A 19,671-nucleotide genomic window follows, 5' to 3' on the forward strand; every position below is an offset into this window, starting at 1 on the left:
CGGCGCGATCAGCCCGCTTTCGCGTCGGTGTGCGCCTTGTCCACCGCGACCCTGCTGTTGGTGGACGCGCCGAGGGCGGCGGCGAGTTGTTCGGCGTCTTCGTCGTCGCCGTTGCTGATCGCCTCCAGGGCCAATCGGGCGAACACCCACTGCTCGGTGGCGGCCATCTGCCCGCGGCTGCGGCCGAGGAAGGTGACGAACCACTGGATCACGGTGACGATCCGGCTGCGGTAGCCGACCAGGTAGTACAGGTGCAGCGCCAGCCAGGCCAGCCACGCGATGAACCCGCCGAACTCCAGCTTGCCCACCTGGCACACGGCGCTGAACCGCGAGATCGTGGCCATGCTGCCCTTGTTGAAGTACTTGAACGGCTTGCGCTCCTGCGGCGTCTGGCCTTTCAGCCCGGCTTTGATCTGCCGGGCGGCATAGGTCGCGCCCTGGATGGCGCCCTGCGCCTGCCCCGGTACGTTCGGCACCGACATCAGGTCGCCGACCACGAAGACGTTCGGGTGGCCTTTGATGGTCAGGTCCGGCTCGACCACGACCCGGCCCGCGCGGTCGACCTCGGTGCCGTCGGACTGGTCGGCGATCAGCTTGCCCAGCGGGCTGGCCTGCACGCCCGCCGACCACACCTTGCACGCCGACTCGATGCGGCGGACCGTGCCGTCGGAGTCCTTCACCGTGACGCCGAACGCGTCGACATCGATCACCATGGCGTTGAGCTGGATCTCCACGCCCATCTTCTCCAGGCGCCGTTGGGCCTTGCCGCCGAGCTTGGGACCCATGGGGCCGAGCACCGCGCCCGCGCCCTCGATGAGCACGACCCTGGCGTCGCGCGGATCGATGTTGTGGAAGGTGCCCTCCAGCGTGCGGTCGGACAGCTCGGCGATCTGCCCGGCCAGCTCCACGCCGGTCGGGCCCGCGCCGACGATGACGAAGGTGAGCAACCGGTCGCGCTCCTCCTGGGTGGTCGCGAGTTCGGCCTGCTCGAAGGCGCCGAGAATGCGGCCGCGTAGCTCCAGCGCGTCGTCGATGGTCTTCATGCCCGGCGCGTAGGTGGCGAAGCGGTCGTTGCCGAAATAGGACTGCTGCGCGCCGGTCGCGACGATCAGGCTGTCGAACGGGGTGACCGTGTCCTGGTCGAGCAGGCGGGAGGTCACCGTGTTGGCGGTCAGGTCGATGTCGGTGACCTCACCGAGCAGCACCTGCGCGTTCTTCTGCTTGCGCAGCACCAGCCGGGTGGCCGGCGCGATCTCGCCGACCGAAAGGATGCCGGTGGCGACCTGGTAGAGCAGCGGCTGGAACAGATGGGTCGAGGTCTTCGAGATCAGCGTGACGTCGACATCGGCGCGCTTGAGGTGCTTGGTGCCGAACAGGCCGCCGAAGCCCGAGCCGATCACCACCACCCGGTGCCGGCCGTTCTCGACAGTCTGAGTGCTCATCGTCCTGCTCCTCGATGGACCTTGGGGGTCGTCCCCGGCGGCGATTCCTGACAGCTAAACCGTAGCCGCCGCGCCGGGCACCGTCACGGCGAGATCCCCGTTCCTGGCGTGTTGCGGTGCGAAGTCGCACCGCCGCCGGGCCGGGTAGGGGAGGATCGACCCGAGCGAACCGGCCGGGTGGACGAGGTCGGGAGCCTACGATGGTAACTGTCGCTCAGGGAGGATTGCCATGGTCGCCGGTGACCGTGCGATCGGCCGGAAGCCCAGCGTGCAGGCCGAATCGGAGAACATCGCGCTGATCGAGGTACCGCACGGCCATCTGATCGACCGGGCGCTGGGATTGCTGCCGGAACGGCGCCAGGTGCTGGCCACCCCGCCGCTGGGCAGCGGCACCGTCCCGGTGCGCGGCGATGCCGGGCTGCCCTACCTGGGCCGGGCGTTGCACTACATGCGCTGGGGCCCAGCGGAGATGATGGAGCGCTACCGCAGGTACGGACCCGTCTCGCTGAACACCTCGCTGGGCGTCGACCGGGTGCTGGTCGCGGGACCGGAGGCGCTCGAAGAAGTGCTCGGGCACCGGCGCCGCGACTTCGGCCAGGGCTGGGACTATTTCATCGGCCGGTTCTTCCGGCGCGGCCTGCTGCTGCTGGAATTCGACGAGCACAAATTCCACCGCAAGATCATGCAGCAGGCGTTCACCAGAGACCGGCTGGAAGCCCACTTGGCGGCGCTGACACCGGTGGTACGCGACACCATCGCACACTGGGTGCCGCCGGAGCGCGACGCCGAACGCACGGTGCGGCTGTATCCGACGATCAAGGAATTGACCCTCGAGATCGCGGGCGAGACGTTCATGGCCGCCGACGTCGGCCCCCGGCGCAGGCAACTGATCGACGCGTTCGTCGACTGCACGCACGCGGGGCTGGCGATCATCCGGCATCCGGTGCCTGGCGGCAACTGGCGCGCCGGGCTGCGCGGCAGGAGAGTGCTCGAGGACTACTTCACCGCGATGCTTCCGGACAAACGCCGCGTCGAGACGGCTGACTTCTTCTCCGGGTTGTGCCACGCGCGCAGCGAGGACGGCGGAGTCTTCGGGGACGCGGACGTGGTCAACCACATGATCTTCCTGATCATGGCGGCGCACGACACCACCACGACGACCGCGACGGCCGTCGCCTACTACCTGGGCAAGCACCCGGAGTGGCAACAGCGAGTGCGCGCCGAAGTGCTCGACATGGACGCCCGCCTCGGCGACGCCCCGCCCGCCATCGCGGACCTGGAAACGCTGCGCGACCTGGACCTGGTGGTCCGCGAAAGCCTGCGGCTGATGCCGCCGGTTCCCGGACTGTCGCGCCGTGCCGTGCGCGACACCGAGATCGCGGGCCACTACATTCCGGCCGGCGCCCCGGTGGACCTGGCCTACCAGGTGAACCACCTGCTGCCCGAACTGTGGACCCACCCAGAGCGCTTCGATCCGGAGCGATTCGGCGAACAGCGGCGCGAGGACAAATCGCACCGCCTCGCCTGGATGCCGTTCGGGGCGGGCGCGCACAAGTGCATCGGAATGCACTTCGGCACGTTCGAGGTGAAGACGGTGACCGCGGCACTGGTGCGTGAATACGAGTGGCGGATCCCCGAGAAATACCGCATGCCCTGGGGATTCACCACGATCCCCTTCCCCAGGGACGGTGCGCCGATGACGTTGCGCAGGCGCGCGGCCGCCTGAGCGGCCGTGCGGTCAGCGGCCCGCGAGCAGGATCTCCGCGAGCTTGGTGTCGGTCTCGGCGCCTTCGGTGTAGCCGCCCGCGTCACCCAGCGAACTCATGATGGCCAGGGTGTAGCGCTCGCCCGGTCCCGCGAAGCCCACCGAGTTGACCACCCAGCCGCCCTGCTCGGCCGACCAGCCGTTCTTCAGGCCGGGACGCATGCTCGCGCCCGCGCCCCAGACGCCCCAGTGCTGGTTGGAGTCCACCGCGCGCATCCGGTCGACGAGGTAGTTGCGGTCGTCGGGGTGCATGTGGTTGAGGACGTGGTCCATCAGGCGGTCGAGGTCGGCGGCGGTGCACTTCTGGAACGACCAGTCCGGGAACAGCGCGGTGTTGGTCGGCTGCGGGACCAGCGAGGTCATCCCGTTGGCGCGGAAGGCGTTGTTGAACGCCATCCGGTCGATGCCTGCGTACTTCGTCCACAGCAGGTCGGCGGCGCCGTCGTTCGAGGTCGCGAGCATTCCCTCCATCAGGCCGCGGTCCTCGGGCGTCAGGTTGATGGCGCCGACCCGCGCCCGGTTGAGCAGGTCCGCGGCGATCGCGAGCTTGATGGTGGAGGCGGTCCAGACCGCGTTCTCGGCGTTGGCGTTGGCGTAGACGCCGCCCGACACCCGGTCGCGCAGGACGTAGCCGGTGACACCGGGACGGCTGTTGAGGTAGGCGTCGGCCTTCGCGATGCGGCTGCTCAGATCGCAGTCGAAACCGGGCAGGCAGCCTTGGGTGTGCGCGAGCGGCGCCGCGCCCGCGATCGGGAGCGCGGTGGGCAGGCTCGGGGCGATGATCGCCGCTGCGGCGAGGACACAGGCGGAAGCGGCCACGCGGGGAACGGCCCGGGTGGCGGGGGACGGGTAACGCACGAGGGACCACGATCGCACATCACGAGTCCGGACGCACGTCTTGAGCTCGCATCCGGGGTGTGCTATGCCCGTTTCCGCCCCTTGCGCCGCAGCGGATTTCGCTCATCGCCCCCGGCCAGGCGGGTCAGCGGAAGGCCGCGCGCAGTTCCTCGACGGTGCGTCCGTTGAGCCGGTAGCAGTGCTCGAAGGCCTCGGTGTGGCGTTCCCGTGGCCAGGAATGCAGGACGACGGTGCGACCGTAGTGGCGCGAGTTGATCAGCTCCCAGCGGTCACCGATCCGGCGGACCGTGAATCCGCCTCTCGGGACCAGGGGAATCACCATCGCATCCATGAACGCGAACCAGCCTTTCGGTGCAGCTCTCTCGTTCCGCCCCGGTGCAAACTCTCCTCCCCGGTGCAGCACTGTCGCACATCGCCGTGACGGTTCCGGCGTGACACGGCGGAGTAATCCGTTCTGGTGTGGTCCATTTCACTGACCTCAGGATGGGGCGGTGCAGTTGCGCGTCGGTCGCTGCGCGTATAAACGTGCACGAAGTCCGAGGCAGGTGCTGCCGGACACCGGCGATCGAGAGGGCGCAGATGCCGCTGCACATCCACCGTGCCGAGCGCGCCGACGTCCTTGCCCGCGCGCTCGCCGGGGTGCTGGCGTCGCCGCAGGACGACCCGTTCGCCGCCGAGGTGGTCGCGGTGCCGGCGAAAGGCGTGGAGCGCTGGCTGGCCCAGACGCTGTCGGGGGTACTCGGCGCGGGCGGCGCGGCCGACGGCGTGTGCGCGAACATCGCCTTCCCCTCTCCCGCGGCGCTCGTCGCCGAGGCCCTGGCCGCGGCGAGCGGGGTGGCGCAGGCGGAGGATCCGTGGGCGCAGGAACGGGCGGTGTGGACGCTGCTGCGGGTGATCGACGCCTCGCTGTCCGAGCCGTGGTGCGCTGTACTCGCCAGGCATCTCGGCGCGCGGGACGCCGCGGGCGGCGAGCACCGCGCCGGACGGCGTTATGCGACCGCCGCTCAGCTCGCCGCGCTGTTCGACAGTTACGCCGCGCAGCGTCCCGCCCTGATCACCGAGTGGGCTGCGGGCCGGGACACCGACGGCGCGGGCGCCCCGATTCCCGACGACCTGCTCTGGCAGCCGATGCTGTGGCGTAGGCTGCGCGCCGAGATCGGGACGCCGAGCCCGGCCGAACGGCTCGACGCCGCCTGCGCGCGGCTGCGCGCACGGCCCGATCTGGTCGCGCTGCCGCCGCGGCTGTCGCTGTTCGGCGTGACCCGGCTGCCCAGCGACCAGCTCGCGGTGCTGTCGGCGCTGGCCGCTGGGCGCGAGGTCCACGTGTGGCTCGTGCATCCGAGTCCGGTCCTCTGGTCGGCTCTGAGCGAGCTGCCCGCTGCCCGGTCGCGCGCCGAGGATCGCAGCGCCACGGCGGTCGAGCATCCGCTCTCGGCGGGGCTGGCTCGCGACGTCCGGGAGTTGCAGCAGCGGTTGGCCGCGTCCGCCGCCGTCGGCTCCGACACCTACCATCCGCGCGCCGCGTCCGGCGACATCGCGACGGAGGACGATTCGCCCGCGACATTGCTGCGCGCGCTGCAACGCGGTATCCGGGACGACCGGTGGCCGCCCGCGCCGGGTGCGGCCCGCGCCGACGGCACCGTGCAGGTGCACGCGTGCCACGGCCCGGCGCGGCAGGTGGAGGTGCTGCGGGAATGCCTGCTGGGGTTGTTCGCGGCCGACGAGACGTTGCAGCCGCGTGACGTGCTGATCATGTGTCCGGAGGTGGAGGCGTACGCGCCGCTGGTGCGCGCGGCCTTCGGGCAGCGCACGCCGGGATCGCCGGAAGCGCAGAGCGATCCGGAGCACCCGGCGCATCTGCTGCGGGTGCGCCTTGCCGACCGGGGGCGCGGGGTGACCAATCCGCTGCTCGCGGTCATCGCGGTGCTGCTCGAGCTGGCCGACGGACGGGTGACGGTGACCCAGGTGCTCGATCTCGCCGCCGCCGAAACCGTCCGGCGCCGGTGCGGATTCGACGACGAGGACATCGAGCGACTGCGCGAGTGGGCGGCGGAATCCGGGGCCAGATGGGGCATCGGGCAGCGCCAGCGCCAAGCCTTCGGGCTCGCCGATTTCGCGCAGAACACGCTGAACAGCGCGGTGGACCGGATCCTGCTAGGGGTCACGGCGGGGGAGACCGCCGAGGACTGGCTGGATCTTGCGCTGCCTCTGGACGACGTGGACAGCAACGACGTCGATCTGGCCGGGCGTTTCGCGGAGTTCATCGATCGGCTCGCGGTGTGCCTGCGCGACCTGCGCGGCCCCCGGCCCGCGCACGAATGGGCGGCGGTGCTCGGCCGGGCACTGGACCTGCTGACCGACGTGCCCGAGGCGCAGGCGTGGGTGCGCACCGAGGCCAGGCAGGAACTCGCCGCCGCCACCGACCACGCGGGCGATGTGTCGTTGCGGCTGGCCGACGTCGGTGTGCTGCTGCGTTCGCGGCTGGCGGCGCGGCCGACGCGGGCCAACTTCCGCACCGGCGAGCTCACCGTCTGCACGATGGTGCCGATGCGGTCGGTGCCGCACCGCGTGGTGGTGCTGCTCGGGCTCGACGACGAGATGTTCCCGCGCGCGAGCGTCGCGGACGGAGACGATGTGCTCGCCCGCGAACCGCTGCTCGGCGAACGCGATCCGCGCAGCGAGGACCGGCAACTGCTGCTGGACGCGGTGCTCGCGGCCGGGGACACGCTGTTGGTCTTCCACACCGGCGCCGACCCGGTCAGCGGCGCACACCGCCCGCCCGCGATTCCGGTGGCCGAGTTGCTGGACGCGCTGCGGGCCCACGTCGGCGCCGAGGCGATGCGCGCGGTGGTGACGCGGCATCCGCTGCAATCCTTCGATCGCCGCAACTTCCGGGCCGAACATCCGTTCAGCTTCGACACCGTGGCACTGGCCGGCGCGCACGCGGCCGACGGACCGGTGCGTCCGCGGCCCGCATTCCTGGCCGCGCCGCTGCCCGCCGCGCAGACGGCGGACGTCGCGCTGGCCGATCTGATCTCGTTCGCCGAGCACCCGGTGCGCGCGTTCCTGTGGCAGCGGCTCGGTCTGCGGGTCCCGGAGCACGACGAGGACATCGCCGACCGGCTGCCCATCGAACTCGACGGCCTGGCCAAGTGGGAGCTGGGCGAACGCCTGCTCGCGGCCCGCCTCACCGGCGCCGACCCGGCCGGGCTTCGGGCGGCGGAGTGGCGGCGCGGCACGCTGCCGCCGTTCGGATTCGGCGCCGCCGTGCTCGACGAGGTCGAACACACCGTGGACCGGTTGGTGCGCGCCGCGCAGGCGGACTACACGGGCCCGGCGCGCGCGGTGGACATCGCGGTCGACCTCGGGAACGGGCGGCGGCTCACCGGAACCGTGCCCGAGGTGCGCGGGGACACCCTGGTTCGCACCACCTTCTCCCGGCTGGCCCCCAAACACCGGATCGGGGCGTGGGTCTCGCTGCTGGCGCTGACCGTCACCGAGGACCGCCCCTGGCGGGCGGTGAGCACCGGCCGCGGCCAGTTCGGGCGTCCCGCCTGGCGCTGCGAGCTCACCCCACCCGACGCGCCCGCCGCCATGGAGATCCTGCGCCAGCTGGTCGCGTTGCGCGACGCGGGTCTCACCGAACCGCTTCCCGTCGCGCCCACCGCCACCGCGGTCTACGCCGAACGCCGTTTCCGCGGCGCGAACACCGAGGACGCGATCGCGGCGGCGGAACGCGAATTCAACGGAGGGCCCAACGGCCCCGGGCCTTTCGGCGATCACACCGACCGCCATCTGCGCTACATCTGGGGTCCGGCGCCCCGGCTCGACGACCTCATGGCCGCGCCCGCCCCGGCGGGGGAACCCGGCGAGAGCACCCGCTTCGGCGCGCTGGCCCGGCGCATGTGGACGCCGTTGCTGGCCGCGGAAAGCCAGGGTCAGCCGTGATCGAGCGCGAGCAGGCCCGTTCGGAGCGCATCCGGGGTGGGTTCCGGTGCGAACGCGCGCGACACAGCGCCGCGGCGCGTGTCGGTCGCCGGGGCGCGGCGGCGCGCGCGGCAGAATATCGGCTCGGACAGTCGCTTCGGGAGCACCGTCCGGCGTGGCCGGACACCCGGGCGACCGCGGAGCGCGGGACCACCGGCCGCACAGGAGGGAGGCACGCATGACCGTGCAGGAAACCTCCTTCCCTGCGGGCGCTTTCGACGCCGACGCGTTCGAACCGTACGGGCCGCTGCCCACCGGCACGACCGTGCTGGAGGCCAGCGCGGGCACCGGCAAGACGCACGCCATCGTCGGTCTGGCCGTGCGCTATGTCGCCGAGGCGGGGATCGAGGTGTCCCAATTGCTGCTGGTGACGTTCAGCCGCGCGGCGACGCAGGAACTGCGGGAGCGCACGCGGGACCGATTCGTCGCCGTCGCAGCCGGATTGGCCGATCCCGGCGCGGCCCGAGCGCACGCCGACGAACTGGTCCGCCATCTCGCGCAGGCCGACGAAGACGAGGTCCGGTCGCGGCGGCGACGGTTGCTGGCCGCCCTGTCGGATTTCGACGCGGGCACCATCGCCACCACGCACAGCTTCTGCCAGCGCATGCTCGACGAACTCGGTCTCGCGGGCGAACACGACCCCGGCACCCGGCTGGTGGAAACCGTCGACGACCTGGTCGGCACCGTCGTCGACGATCTGTATCTGCACCGTTACGCGCGATCGCAACCGCCGTTCTCGGTGAAGGAGGCCCGCGCGCTCGCGCTGGCCGCGGTGCGCGACCGGCACGCGGCGCTGGCGCCCGACGGCGAGGCGGGCGAGCGGGTGGCGTTCGCGCAGGCCGTCCGCGCGGAGACCGAGCGCCGCAAGCGGCTGGCCGGGCTGCGCGACTTCGACGACCTGCTGGTGCTGCTGCACGACGTGCTCGCCGACCCGGAGCACGGCCCGCGCGCGTGCCTGCGGATCCGGGCGCGCTACCGCGTCGCGCTGGTGGACGAGTTCCAGGACACCGACCCGCTGCAATGGGACATCCTGCGCAGGTCGTTCCACGGGTATGCCACCTTGGTGCTGGTCGGCGATCCCAAACAGGCGATCTACGCCTTCCGCGGCGCGGAGGTGCTCAGTTACCTGGACGCGGTCGCGCACGCCGACGTCCGCAGAGAACTCACCACCAACTGGCGCAGCGACGCGGGGCTGCTCGCCGCGCTGGACCACCTGCACGGCGCGGCGGCCTTGGGGCACGAGCAGATCCGCGTCTATCCGGTCGCCCCGACCAGGCCGTGGTCGCGGTTGTCCGGACCCGGCGAACTCGTCACGCCGCTGCGGATCCGGTGCCTGCCGCGCACGGGAGCGGGGCCGCTGAACAAGTCCGGCTTCCCCGCCGTCGGCCGCATGCGGGCGAAGGTCGCCGACGATCTCGCCGCCGACATCGTGCGCCTGCTGGAATCCGGTGTTCTGCTGGACGGTAAAGCGGAAATGGTTGCCGCCGAGGGGGATTCGCTCCGAGTGAGCGACCCGGCGCGCAGGCAGATCGGGCCCGGCGACATCGCGGTGCTGGTGCGCACCCGCTCGCAGATCGACGTGGTGCGCGCCGCGCTGGATCGCGTCGGCGTCGCCTCCGTGCTCGCGGGCGGGGTCAGCGTCTTCGCGACCGAAAGCGCCACCGACTGGCTGTGGGTGCTGCGGGCGCTGGAACAGCCGCACCGCGGCGATCGGGTGCGGCTGGCCGCGTGCACACCGCTGCTCGGCGTGACCGCTGCCGAGATCGATAGCGGAGGAGCCGATCTGGTCGGCCGGGTCAGCGCCCAGTTGCGTGAGGCGGCGCGGCTGTTCGGCCGCGCTGGATTCGCGGCCGTGTTCGAGAAGATCGCGGCCGAAACCCGCTTGGCGCCGCGGCTGCTCGCCGTGGAGAACGGGGAGCGTCAGCTCACCGACCTGCGGCACCTCGCGCAGTTGCTCGACCAGGTCGCGCTCACCGAGGGACTGGGGCTGACCGCGCTGACCCGATGGCTGGCCGACCGGGTGCGCGATCCCGCCTCCGGCGCGGTCGCCGACCGCAGCCGCAGGCTCGACCGCGACGCCGCCGCCGTCCAGATCGCCACCGTCCACGCCAGCAAGGGACTCGAATTCCCGGTGGTGTACCTGCCGTTCGCGTGGGACAGCGCGAAGAATCCCTATCCGGCGACGTTGCTGTTCCACGCCGAGGACGGCGCGCGCGTGCTGGACGTGGGCGGCCCGGACGCGCCCGGCTACGCCGAACGCAAGGCGCGCGGCGAAGCCGAGGAGGCGGGCGAGGAACTGCGGCTGCTGTACGTCGCGCTGACCCGCGCCATGTGCCAGGTCGTCGCTTGGTGGGCGCCCGCGATCACCACCGCGGCTTCACCGCTGCACCGCATGGTCTTCGGGCGCTCCGATCGGGGCGCCGCCGTCGCCGCCCGAGCCGCGGTTCCCGCCGATGCCGTTGCCGCGCAATCCCTTTCGTCCTGGGCGCAGGAGGCGGGCGCGGCGATCTCGGTGACGGCGGTGGCCGGGACCGACGGTGTGGCGATCCGGCGGGCGCGCACGGCGCCCGCACCGGGAGCACTGGCCGCCGCACGTTTCGACCGGGTGCTGGACCAGCAGTGGCGGCGCACGTCGTACTCGGCGCTGACCGCCTCCGCGCACGGTCCGGCGGCGCCCGGATCCGACAGCGAGCCGGAGGACGCGCGCGGGCAGGGCGACGAGCCCGAGGGCACCTCCTCGATCGGCGCGGCGGAACCGGAGGCCGCTGGCGCGGCGTCGCTGATGAACGCGTTGCCCTATGGAGCGGAGTTCGGCACGTTGGTGCACGGCGTCCTGGAACGGATCGACACCGGTCGTCGCGATCTGGACGCCGAGGTGCGCGACCGGTGCCGCGATGCGGTGGCCGAGCTGATGGCGGAGCTGGATCCGGAATGCCTGGCCACCGCGCTGCTCGCGGTGCTGCGCACCCCGCTCGACGGTGGCTGTCTGGCCGATGTCGCCGCAGGCGACCGTCTCAGCGAACTCGAGTTCGAGTTGCCGCTGGCGGGCGGGGACCGCGTCGGCGCCACCGCGGCGACGCTGCGGCGCGTGGCGGAGTTGCTGCGCGAGCATCTTCCGGCGGACGACGACATGCTGCCCTACGCCGACCAGCTGGCGGCGCTGGAGGACATCCCGCTGCGCGGATACCTGACCGGCAGCATCGACGCCGTGCTCCGCGTCGCGGGCGGCGCGCATCCGCGCTTCGTCGTCGTGGACTACAAGACCAACCGGCTCGGCACCGGCGATCTCACCGTCGCGCACTACACCCGCGACCGGATGGCGGCGGAGATGCTGCGCTCCCACTATCCGCTGCAAGCGCTGCTGTATTCCGTCGCGCTGCACCGGTATCTGCGCTGGCGGCTGCCCGGCTACGACCCGGCTCGGCATCTCGGCGGGGTCCGGTACCTGTTCGTGCGCGGCATGATCGGACCGCGGACCCCCGCGGGTTGCGGCGTCTTCGACTGGCACCCGCCCGCCGATCTGGTGGCGGCGCTGTCGGCGCTGCTGGCGGGGGAGGCGGGGCGGTGACCTCGATCCAGGTGGCGCAGCGGGGAACCGGCCTGCTGCGCGTCTTCAACGAGGCCGGTGTGCTGTCGGCCGCGGACGTGCACGTGGCGCTGCGGCTGGGCAGGCTGGGCCGGGAATCGTCGGAGCCGGTGCTGTTCGCCGCGGCGCTGGCGGTGCGCGCGGTGCGCTCCGGATCGGTGTGCCTGGAACTGCACCGGATGCGGGAGATCGGCGTCGACGCCGACGAGACGTGGGACGCGGGCATCGATCCGGCGACGCTGCCGTGGCCCGACATCCCCGCCGTGGTCGCCGCGCTGCGGGTGAGCCCGCTGGTGCGCGGGGGACCTGCGGGTCCGTTGCGGCCGCTGCGCCTGGTCGAATCCCAGGGGGCGGGCGATTCCGGTCCGCTGCTCTACCTCGATCGGTACTACCGGCAGGAGCAGACGATCCGGCGGGTGCTCACCGAGCGATCCGCGCACCATCCGGTGGTCGATCCCGCGATCGTGCGCCGCGAACTGGACCGGTTGTTCGACGGGCCGTCGGCGACGGCGCCGGATCGCCAGCGTCTGGCCGCCGCGCTCGCCGCGACGCACTGGACCACCGTGGTCGCCGGTGGACCTGGCACCGGCAAGACCCACACCATCGCCAGGATCATCGCGTTGCTGGCCGCGCATCGCGAGGCGGAGCCGAAGCTGCCCGCGCTGCGCATCGCGCTGGCCGCGCCCACCGGGAAAGCGGCGGCACGCCTGCAGGAAGCCGTTCGCGAGCAAGCGGTTGCGCTGCGATTGCCGGAACTCACCGCCGCCACCCTGCACCGGTTGCTCGGCTGGCAGCGCGGTCGCAGCACCCGGTTCAAGTACCACGAGTTCAACCGGCTGCCCTACGACGTGATCGTGGTCGACGAGACCTCGATGGTCTCCTTGACCATGATGAGCAGGCTGCTGGCGGCGCTGCGCCCGGACACCCGCCTGGTGCTGGTGGGCGACCCGGACCAGCTCGCCTCGGTCGACGCGGGCGCGGTGCTCGCCGACCTGGTCGCCGGGCCCGTCGCCGCCACCCCGAATCCGGTGCTCGACGAGATCCTCGGCCCGGAGGTGACCGGCGAGCACGCCGAGGCGTTGACCGTGCTGGAGCGCACCCGCCTGCGGGGCGGCATCGTCCGGTTGACACGGGGCCGCAGGTTCGGCGGACGGATCGCCGAGCTGGCCGTCGCGGTGCGGGCGGGCGACGCCGACGCCGCGCTCGAGCTGTTGCGCGCGGGCGGTGACGAAGTGTCGCTGGGCTCGCCCGACGAGCTGACCGCGGTCCGCGCCGACGTGGTGGGGGCCGCGACCGCGGTCACCGCCGCCGCGCTCGACGGCGACGCGGCGGGCGCGCTGCACGCGCTGGAATCGCATCGCCTGCTGTGCGCGCACCGCCAGGGGCCGTTCGGTGTCGAGCGCTGGGACCGGATGGCCGCGGAATGGGCCGCCGTCGCGGGGGCGGGCCCCGATTCCCACCACGCGCCGTGGTACCCGGGACAACCGCTGCTGGTCACCGCGAACGATCACGAGGCGCGCATCTACAACGGCGACACCGGCGTCGTCGTGCGGATGCCCGACGGTTCGCTGCGCGCGGCGCTGCAACGCGGCAGCGAACCGTACCTGGTGCATCCGACGCAGTTCCCCGCCGTGGTGACCGTCTTCGCCATGACCATCCACCGCAGCCAGGGCAGCCAGTACGACACCGTCTCGGTCGTCCTGCCCGAGCCCGAATCCACCTTGCTCACCAGGGAATTGCTGTACACCGCGATCACCAGGGCGCGCCGCCACGTCCGCATCATCGGCACCGAGGAGTCCATCCGCGCCGGTATCGCGCGGCGGGTGCTGCGCGCCAGCGGGCTGTCGCGCCGGGAAGGACCGCGATGACCCTGCGCGGCGCCCGCCGCGTCTACCCTGGCGGTCCGCGCCGCCGCGCAGCCCCGGCCGCGTACGACGGGTCGTGTGCGCGGCCGAAAGCATCGGTCCGATGGGGACCCGCACGGTTCACCGACGACGTCGGGATCCGAGCGTGTCATGGTCGCGGTGCGGCGGTACGGCTGATGACACGGGGAATGTCGAGGGCAGCCAATTTGTCGGGGTTCCGGATGCCGTAGCCGTTGACGATCTTGTCGTCGGCGATTTCGAACACCAGCACCGCCTCCAGGTTGTCGCCGATATAACAGGCGAGTGCGGGCTGGCTGTTGCAGTTCACCGCATGAATCCGGACGTCAGGGTGTCGCCGCGCGTACCGGAAGACCGCCATGAGCACGGCGCCCACTCGCTCTGCGCCGACGAGGACCAGGTCTCGCAGCGCGGTCACCTTGCCGCCGCTGTCGGTGGTCCAGGTGATGTCCGGTGCGAGGATCGCCAGCAGGCCCTCCATGTCACCCGTGGTCGCGGCGGACATGAATCGTTCGGTGACCGCCGCGGTTCTGGTGGTGTCGACGGGACCGAACCGCTTGCGCCGCGCCTGGACGTGATTGCGGGCACGACGGGCCATCTGATGCACGGCGTCGACGGATTGACCCGTCGCCGCGGCGATCTCGGCGTAGTCGAAGCCGAATACATCACGCAGAACGAATACCGCCCGCTCCGCGGGGGTGAGCGTTTCCAGCACCACCAGCATCCCCATCGATACCGACTCGGTGAGTACGACATCGGCGGAGGCGTCGCCGTCGGCGAGCAGTAGCGGTTCGGGCAACCACGGGCCGACGTACTCCTCGCGGCGACCGGCACTGACCCGCAACGCGTTGAGGGCCTGCCGGGTGACCAGTTGCGCCAGATACGACTTGGTGTCGCGGACAGTTGCCAGATCCACGTTCCTCCACCGCAGGTAGCTGTCCTGCAGCACATCGTCGGACTCGGTCGCGGAGCCGAGGATCTCGTACACGATGGTGAACAGCAGGGGTCGCAGATGCAGGAAACGCTCGGTGTGCTCGTCGACTCCGGTCACGGGTGCGACACCGCCTCCGGCTCGGTTCCCCGGATGTCCTTCCGCCTGCCGAGGCCCATGAAGGATGGGATGGCGCCCGGCTTGCGGGCCTCCTTGCGAATGGTTCCCACCGGACCCGCCAGACCCACCTTCTCCTTGATCAAGCCCGCCACACGCCCGCTGATGTGCAGATTCACCGGAGTGTCGTCGCGACGGCTGAACTGCATCGCACCGGCGCGGCTGCCCAACCCCACAGTGCTGGCCACGAAAGCCACATCCAGCACGGCGGGCTCGGCGCCCGCGATGCGGGCCAGCACGTTGTCCGCGGCTTGGGCGCCCAGAGGTTGTGCGGCGTAGCAGCTCATCCGCAGCGGGCGGCCCGAGGGGGCGGCCGCGTCACCCGCGGCGACGATTCGGTCGTCATCGATGCTGGTCAACGTCTCGTCGGTCAGCAGGCGGCCCAGCGCGTCGGTGCGCAGGCCACTACGTGAAGCCAGATCGGGCACACCGAACCCGGCGGCCCAGATCGTGACCGCGCTGGGCAGCGTACTGCCATCGGACAGCACCACGGCGTCGCGCCGCACCTCGGCTACCCTCGCGTTCTCCAGCACATCGACTCCGTTCCCGGCCAGCCACTTCCCGACCGACCGCCGAGCCGGGTCCGAGAAGCTCGCCGCCAACCTACCTCCGCACACCAATGTGACGGTATGGCCTTGCTCGACCAGTTCGGCGGCCGTCTCGATTCCGGTGAGCCCAGCGCCGACGACGACGATCGGCTGATCCGCGGGCACTTTCCCGATCGCTTCGCGCAGCCGCTGCGCGTGCTCCCATTCGGCGATGGGATAGCCGTACTCCGCCGCACCGGGAATCGATGCCGGCATCGCCGCGGTACTACCGACCGCGTAAACGAGGTAGTCGTAGTCCAATTCACGACCGGAGCCCAGCTCCACGGTGCGGGTGGCCGTATCGATACGGAGAGCGCGGTCGACGACCAGCCGCACGCCCGCGCCGAGCAGTGTGTCGTAGCCGATGGCGGCCGCGTGGGTGCCGGCCACGAACTGATGCAGCCGCATCCGCTCGATGAACTCCGGCCGCGGGTTGACCAGCGTGATCTCGACGTCAGGACGCAGCCGCAGCCGATTGGCAGCTACGGAACCGGCGTATCCGCCGCCGAGAACGACAACCTTGGTGATGGCGTTGAAATCAGTCATGCCATCGAGACACGCGCCGGCGCTCAGATCCGACATGAAGTGGCGCAAGTCACATTCATCCACCTCGGCTTCGCTCGTCCGGCCCGGTACAGGCGAACGCGGCCAGCAGGGCAGCTCCTGAACCGGGCAGCCCTGCGATGTGCTGATGCCGGCTACCGCTCGAGTACAGCGTGCGCGCCCGGGCGGCGTTCCGAAGCGAAGCCGGCGCCCGGTTCGCGAAGTTCTCAGCGCAGAACCGATTCGAACAAAGGCCAGCTGTTGTGCAGGTCCTGCTGCCAGTAGCCCCAGGAGTGGGTGCCGCTGGCGCGCAGATCGAAGGTGGCGGGGACGCCGAGTTCCTGGAAGCGGTCGCGCAGGGCACGGGTGCAGCGGTCCGAGACGGCTTCGAGCATGCCGCCGATGGCCAGCTGGTCCACCAGCTTGGTGGCGTTGCCGTCGATCCCCGTGCTGTGCGGCTGGTCCAGCGGGCCGGCCTGCCCGTTGCCTGCGGCCACGTAGATCGTCGTGCCCCGCAGCCGATCGGCGTGCACGTAAGGATCGTTGGCCGTCCAGGCCGGATCACCCGGCGGTCCCCACATGTTCGACACCGTGCCGCCCTCGGCGGTCACGATCGTGGCCACCATGGCCTGCCCGGCGGGATCGCTGGTGCGCACGCAGCCGCTGTAGGAGCCGATGGCCTTGTACAAACCCGGTGCGGCCATGGCCAGCTGGAAGACCGAAGTGCCCGTCATCGAGACTCCGGCGATGGCGTTGGCGCCGCTTCCACCGAAGGTGGCGTCGATCTGCGAGGGCAGCTCACGGGTGAGGAACGTGGTCCAGCGCTGGCGGCCCAGGACCGGATCGTCGGCGCGCCAGTCGGTGAAATAGCTGCCCGCGCCACCGACCGGCACCACCACGGTCACCTGCTGGTCGGCGAAGAACCGGTCGATGTCGGTCCGGTCGGTCCAGCCGTCGCCGCCGGTGCCGCCGTCGATGCCGTTGAGCAGGTACAGCACCGGAGCGGGGCGGGACGGGTCCGGGCGGGGCAGCACGACGACCGACACCGGTGCGGCCATCGCGGGGGAGAAGACGGTCAATTCGACGGCGCGCCCGTGCGCACGGGTCATCGGGGCAGGCTCGGCGCTCGCGGGGCTGCCGGAGCACATCAGCATCGACAGCGCCAAGATGCCTGCGCGCCAGGCGGTTCCGCGCGAGCTGCGGCACGGTCGACGGGACGCCATGCGCTCGACGCTAGGTTTCGCCGCACCGGGACCGCAATGGCCGCACGCCCGATTTGGGAAATCCGGCAAATGGCCGCCGCAGGGAATTGGTATCGCACACAGAATCGCCGGAAAATCCGGCGACCTGTCCACCCGATGTTGTTGACTGCGAATTCGAGCCCTCCTACCCGGGGCCAGGAGTCGACATGTCCGCATATTCGCATCGAACAGGCGCGGTGATCGCCGCGGTCCTCATTTTGTCCTACGCGTTGATCGGCGCACAGCCGGTCCGTGCCGATCCACCGCAATCGGTCGCGGCGGCGGACGGCTCACGCATAGTGGAAACCCGGTTCGAATCCGACCGGCAATCCGAACTCGAGGTGTATTCGGCCGCGATGAACAGCACCACCCGGATTCATGTGCTGCGCGCGGCCGATCCGGACCTGCCCGCGCCGACCTTCTATCTGCTCAACGGCGCCGACGGCGGATCGGAGGGGAATTGGCTCGACGGCGCCGATCTGGTCGATTTCTTCCGTGACAAGCAGGTGAACGTGGTCATCCCGTTCGGCGGCGCGGGCAGCTATTTCACCGACTGGCGCAGCGACGACCCCGTCCTCGGCAGGCAGCGCTGGTCCACCTTCCTGACCAAGGAGCTGCCGCCGCTGATCGACGCCACGTTCAACGGCACCGGGACGAACGCCATCGCGGGCATCTCGATGGCGGGCACCTCGGTGTTCCAGTTGGCCATGGCGGCACCGGGTTTGTACAAGGCCATCGGTTCCTACAGCGGTTGCGTGCGCACCAGCGATCCCGCCGGTCAGGCGGTGGTTCAGGCGGTGGTCACCCAGCAGCGCGGCACGGTGTCGAACATGTGGGGGCCACCGACCGACCCCGCGTGGCGCGCCAACGATCCCTACCTGCACGCCGAACGGCTGCGCGGCACCGCCATCTACGTCTCCACGGGAACCGGGCTGCCCGGTCCGATCGACAACCTCGACGGCGCGCGTGGCGACTTCACGCAACTGCTCTACCAACTGGTGATCGGGGCGCCGCTGGAGGCGGTGGCGAACCTGTGCACGCACCAGTTGCAGGACCGGCTGCGCCAGTTGGGTGTCGCGGCGACCTTCGATTTCCGGCCGAACGGCACCCACTCCTGGGGCTATTGGCATCAGGATCTGCACAATTCGTGGCCGATGATGGAAGCGGCGCTGCGATGACCCGCAAAGAGGCCGCGGTGGCGCTCGGATCGTTCGGGGCCTGCCTGATCTCGGTGTTCATGCAGATGATCGACGTGACGATCGTCAACACCGCCCTGCCGGTCGTCACCGCCGAGTTGCGGGCGTCGCGGTCGGAGCAGCTGTGGGTGGTCGCCGGATACTCGCTGGCCTTCGCCTGCGTGCTGCTCACCGCCGCTCGCGTCGGCGCGATCGTCGGACGCAGGCGGATGTTCCTGTGGTCGGCGGTGGCCTTCACGGCGGCCTCGGTGTGGTGCGGGATGTCCACCGCCGCTACGGAACTGGTGCTCGCGCGGATCGTTCAGGGTGTGGCTGGCGCGGGCATGGCGGCACAGACCATCGCCATCATCACCGCGAGTTTCCGCCGCGAGCACCATCAGTACGCCTTCGCCGTGTACGGCGCCACAGCGGGTTTCGCCGGGATGCTCGGCCCGATCCTGGGCGGCGCGCTGATCACCGTGGACCCGTTCGGGCTCGGCTGGCACGCGATCTTCCTGATGAATCTGCCGCTGGGCGTGGTGGCGATCGCGCTGGCCGCGAGCTACCTGCGGCCGGGCCCGGCGACGGATCGGGAACCACTGGATCCGCGCGGCGCCGTGGTGGCCACCGCGGCGCTGTTCGGTCTGCTGTTCGCCTTGTCCGACAGCCAGCAGGCGGGCTGGCGCCCGGTGCACGGGGTGTACATCGCCGCCGCGGTGGTGCTGGGCGCGGTGTTCGTGGCACACGAGCGCGCGACGCGCCGCCGCGGCGGTCGGGCGCTGGTGCGGCTCGACCTGTTCGCCGACCGGGGCTTCGCCGTCGGATCGGCCCTGGTCGCGATCTTCTTCGGGCTGTTCACCGCGTTCGTGTTCACCGTATCGATCCTGTTGCAGGACGTGCTGCGGTTCTCCGCGCTGCGCACCGGCGTCGCGATGACGCCGTTCGCGCTCGGCGCGGGCGCGGGTGCGGTGCTGTCGCCGTTGCTGGTTCGGCGCTGGGGAAATCTGGCGCTGTCGGCAGGGATCGCGCTGTTCGGCGGATGCGTCGCGGTGGGAGTGGGCTACCTGTATGTGGGTGACGGCGCTGTCAACCTCCCGCTGGTACTTGGGCCGACGTTTCTCGCGGGGTTCGGCGTCGGCGTGTTCGGCGTGCCGCTGCAGCCGCTGATGCTGGCGGAGTTGGACGATCGGGCCATGGGCGAGGCCTCTGGCGTGCTCCCCACCATCGAGCAGATCGGCAATTCGGTCGGACTGGCGGTGCTCAGCGCGCTGTTCTTCCGCGCGCACACGCTCTCGGGCAGCATGGTCATGCTCGCGGCCATCGCCGCCGCGGCTTTCGGCCTCGCCGTGCTCACGCGGGCCTTGCCGGACCGCGCGCGGGCGGCTACGAGTCCGTTCAGCTGGTCGATCGCGGGCTGACCCCGGCTACGCGATTCCGCCCGGCGCCCCACCCGATCATGGCCCGATCGCGAAGTTCTCCTTCTCAGTGGTGCGTGG

Annotated in this window: 12 protein-coding genes; 6 read left to right on the forward strand and 6 right to left on the reverse strand. The window is 71.1% G+C overall.

All coding sequences use genetic code 11. From position 1 onward, the window contains the following. Positions 1-8 precede the first annotated feature (8 nt). On the reverse strand, positions 9-1,442 hold the full coding sequence (locus tag ACWDMM_RS14645; protein WP_449937779.1) for an NAD(P)/FAD-dependent oxidoreductase: 1,434 nt from the start codon (positions 1,440-1,442) through the stop codon (positions 9-11). A 229-nt stretch (positions 1,443-1,671) separates the two neighbouring features. On the opposite strand from ACWDMM_RS14645, the gene ACWDMM_RS14650 reads away from it, so the two are divergent. Continuing rightward, positions 1,672-3,168, forward strand: a complete 1,497-nt coding sequence (locus ACWDMM_RS14650) for a cytochrome P450 (protein ID WP_195080151.1) — start codon at positions 1,672-1,674, stop codon at positions 3,166-3,168. A 12-nt stretch (positions 3,169-3,180) separates the two neighbouring features. Here the strand turns inward: ACWDMM_RS14650 and ACWDMM_RS14655 are convergent, their stop codons facing one another. Together ACWDMM_RS14655 and ACWDMM_RS14660 are read right to left on the reverse strand one after the other, a co-directional pair. Continuing rightward, positions 3,181-4,065: a serine hydrolase gene (locus ACWDMM_RS14655; RefSeq protein WP_323123988.1), complete on the reverse strand. Its 885-nt coding sequence runs from the start codon at positions 4,063-4,065 to the stop codon at positions 3,181-3,183. Positions 4,066-4,189: 124 nt separating this feature from the next. Then, on the reverse strand, positions 4,190-4,387 hold the full coding sequence (locus ACWDMM_RS14660; RefSeq protein ID WP_228827007.1) for a hypothetical protein: 198 nt from the start codon (positions 4,385-4,387) through the stop codon (positions 4,190-4,192). A gap of 257 nt (positions 4,388-4,644) precedes the next feature. On the opposite strand from ACWDMM_RS14660, the gene recC reads away from it, so the two are divergent. From recC to recD, 3 genes are all read left to right on the forward strand, one after another. Continuing rightward, complete coding sequence (gene recC, locus ACWDMM_RS14665) at positions 4,645-8,013, forward strand: exodeoxyribonuclease V subunit gamma (RefSeq protein ID WP_195080150.1); 3,369 nt, start codon at positions 4,645-4,647, stop codon at positions 8,011-8,013. A 217-nt stretch (positions 8,014-8,230) separates the two neighbouring features. Further along, positions 8,231-11,620: a UvrD-helicase domain-containing protein gene (locus ACWDMM_RS14670; RefSeq protein WP_449937783.1), complete on the forward strand. Its 3,390-nt coding sequence runs from the start codon at positions 8,231-8,233 to the stop codon at positions 11,618-11,620. After that, complete coding sequence (gene recD, locus ACWDMM_RS14675) at positions 11,617-13,506, forward strand: exodeoxyribonuclease V subunit alpha (RefSeq protein WP_449937785.1); 1,890 nt, start codon at positions 11,617-11,619, stop codon at positions 13,504-13,506. The genes ACWDMM_RS14670 and recD overlap by 4 nt, the downstream gene beginning before the upstream one ends. Before the next feature lie 145 nt (positions 13,507-13,651). Here recD and sigJ read toward each other — a convergent pair whose 3' ends face one another. The 3 genes from sigJ to ACWDMM_RS14690 form a co-directional block, all read right to left on the reverse strand. Beyond that, positions 13,652-14,572, reverse strand: coding sequence for an RNA polymerase sigma factor SigJ (sigJ, locus tag ACWDMM_RS14680; protein ID WP_357105643.1), 921 nt, complete (start codon positions 14,570-14,572; stop codon positions 13,652-13,654). Further along, positions 14,569-15,762, reverse strand: a complete 1,194-nt coding sequence (locus tag ACWDMM_RS14685; protein WP_195080146.1) for an NAD(P)/FAD-dependent oxidoreductase — start codon at positions 15,760-15,762, stop codon at positions 14,569-14,571. Before ACWDMM_RS14685 ends, sigJ begins: the two co-directional genes overlap by 4 nt. A 224-nt stretch (positions 15,763-15,986) precedes the next feature. Further along, positions 15,987-16,982, reverse strand: a complete 996-nt coding sequence (locus ACWDMM_RS14690) for an alpha/beta hydrolase (RefSeq protein WP_195080145.1) — start codon at positions 16,980-16,982, stop codon at positions 15,987-15,989. A gap of 185 nt (positions 16,983-17,167) precedes the next feature. Here ACWDMM_RS14690 and ACWDMM_RS14695 point away from each other — a divergent pair, with 185 nt between their 5' ends. Next, positions 17,168-18,178, forward strand: a complete 1,011-nt coding sequence (locus ACWDMM_RS14695; protein ID WP_357207197.1) for an alpha/beta hydrolase — start codon at positions 17,168-17,170, stop codon at positions 18,176-18,178. After that, positions 18,175-19,593: an MFS transporter gene (locus ACWDMM_RS14700; RefSeq protein ID WP_195080143.1), complete on the forward strand. Its 1,419-nt coding sequence runs from the start codon at positions 18,175-18,177 to the stop codon at positions 19,591-19,593. The genes ACWDMM_RS14695 and ACWDMM_RS14700 overlap by 4 nt, the downstream gene beginning before the upstream one ends. Positions 19,594-19,671 lie beyond the last annotated feature (78 nt).

The sequence above is a fragment of the Nocardia sp. NPDC003726 genome, assembly GCF_053586955.1.

What these genes read in the sequence shown, in the direction of transcription:
- ACWDMM_RS14645 (WP_449937779.1), bottom strand. Translation starts at nt 1,442, where the DNA reads ATGAGCACTCAGACTGTCGAGAACGGCCGGCACCGGGTGGTGGTGATC.
- ACWDMM_RS14660 (WP_228827007.1), bottom strand. Translation starts at nt 4,387, where the DNA reads ATGGTGATTCCCCTGGTCCCGAGAGGCGGATTCACGGTCCGCCGGATC.
- ACWDMM_RS14685 (WP_195080146.1), bottom strand. Translation starts at nt 15,762, where the DNA reads ATGACTGATTTCAACGCCATCACCAAGGTTGTCGTTCTCGGCGGCGGA.
- ACWDMM_RS14670 (WP_449937783.1), top strand. Translation starts at nt 8,231, where the DNA reads ATGACCGTGCAGGAAACCTCCTTCCCTGCGGGCGCTTTCGACGCCGAC.
- ACWDMM_RS14700 (WP_195080143.1), top strand. Translation starts at nt 18,175, where the DNA reads ATGACCCGCAAAGAGGCCGCGGTGGCGCTCGGATCGTTCGGGGCCTGC.
- ACWDMM_RS14695 (WP_357207197.1), top strand. Translation starts at nt 17,168, where the DNA reads ATGTCCGCATATTCGCATCGAACAGGCGCGGTGATCGCCGCGGTCCTC.
- ACWDMM_RS14650 (WP_195080151.1), top strand. Translation starts at nt 1,672, where the DNA reads ATGGTCGCCGGTGACCGTGCGATCGGCCGGAAGCCCAGCGTGCAGGCC.
- recC (WP_195080150.1), top strand. Translation starts at nt 4,645, where the DNA reads ATGCCGCTGCACATCCACCGTGCCGAGCGCGCCGACGTCCTTGCCCGC.
- ACWDMM_RS14690 (WP_195080145.1), bottom strand. Translation starts at nt 16,982, where the DNA reads ATGGCGTCCCGTCGACCGTGCCGCAGCTCGCGCGGAACCGCCTGGCGC.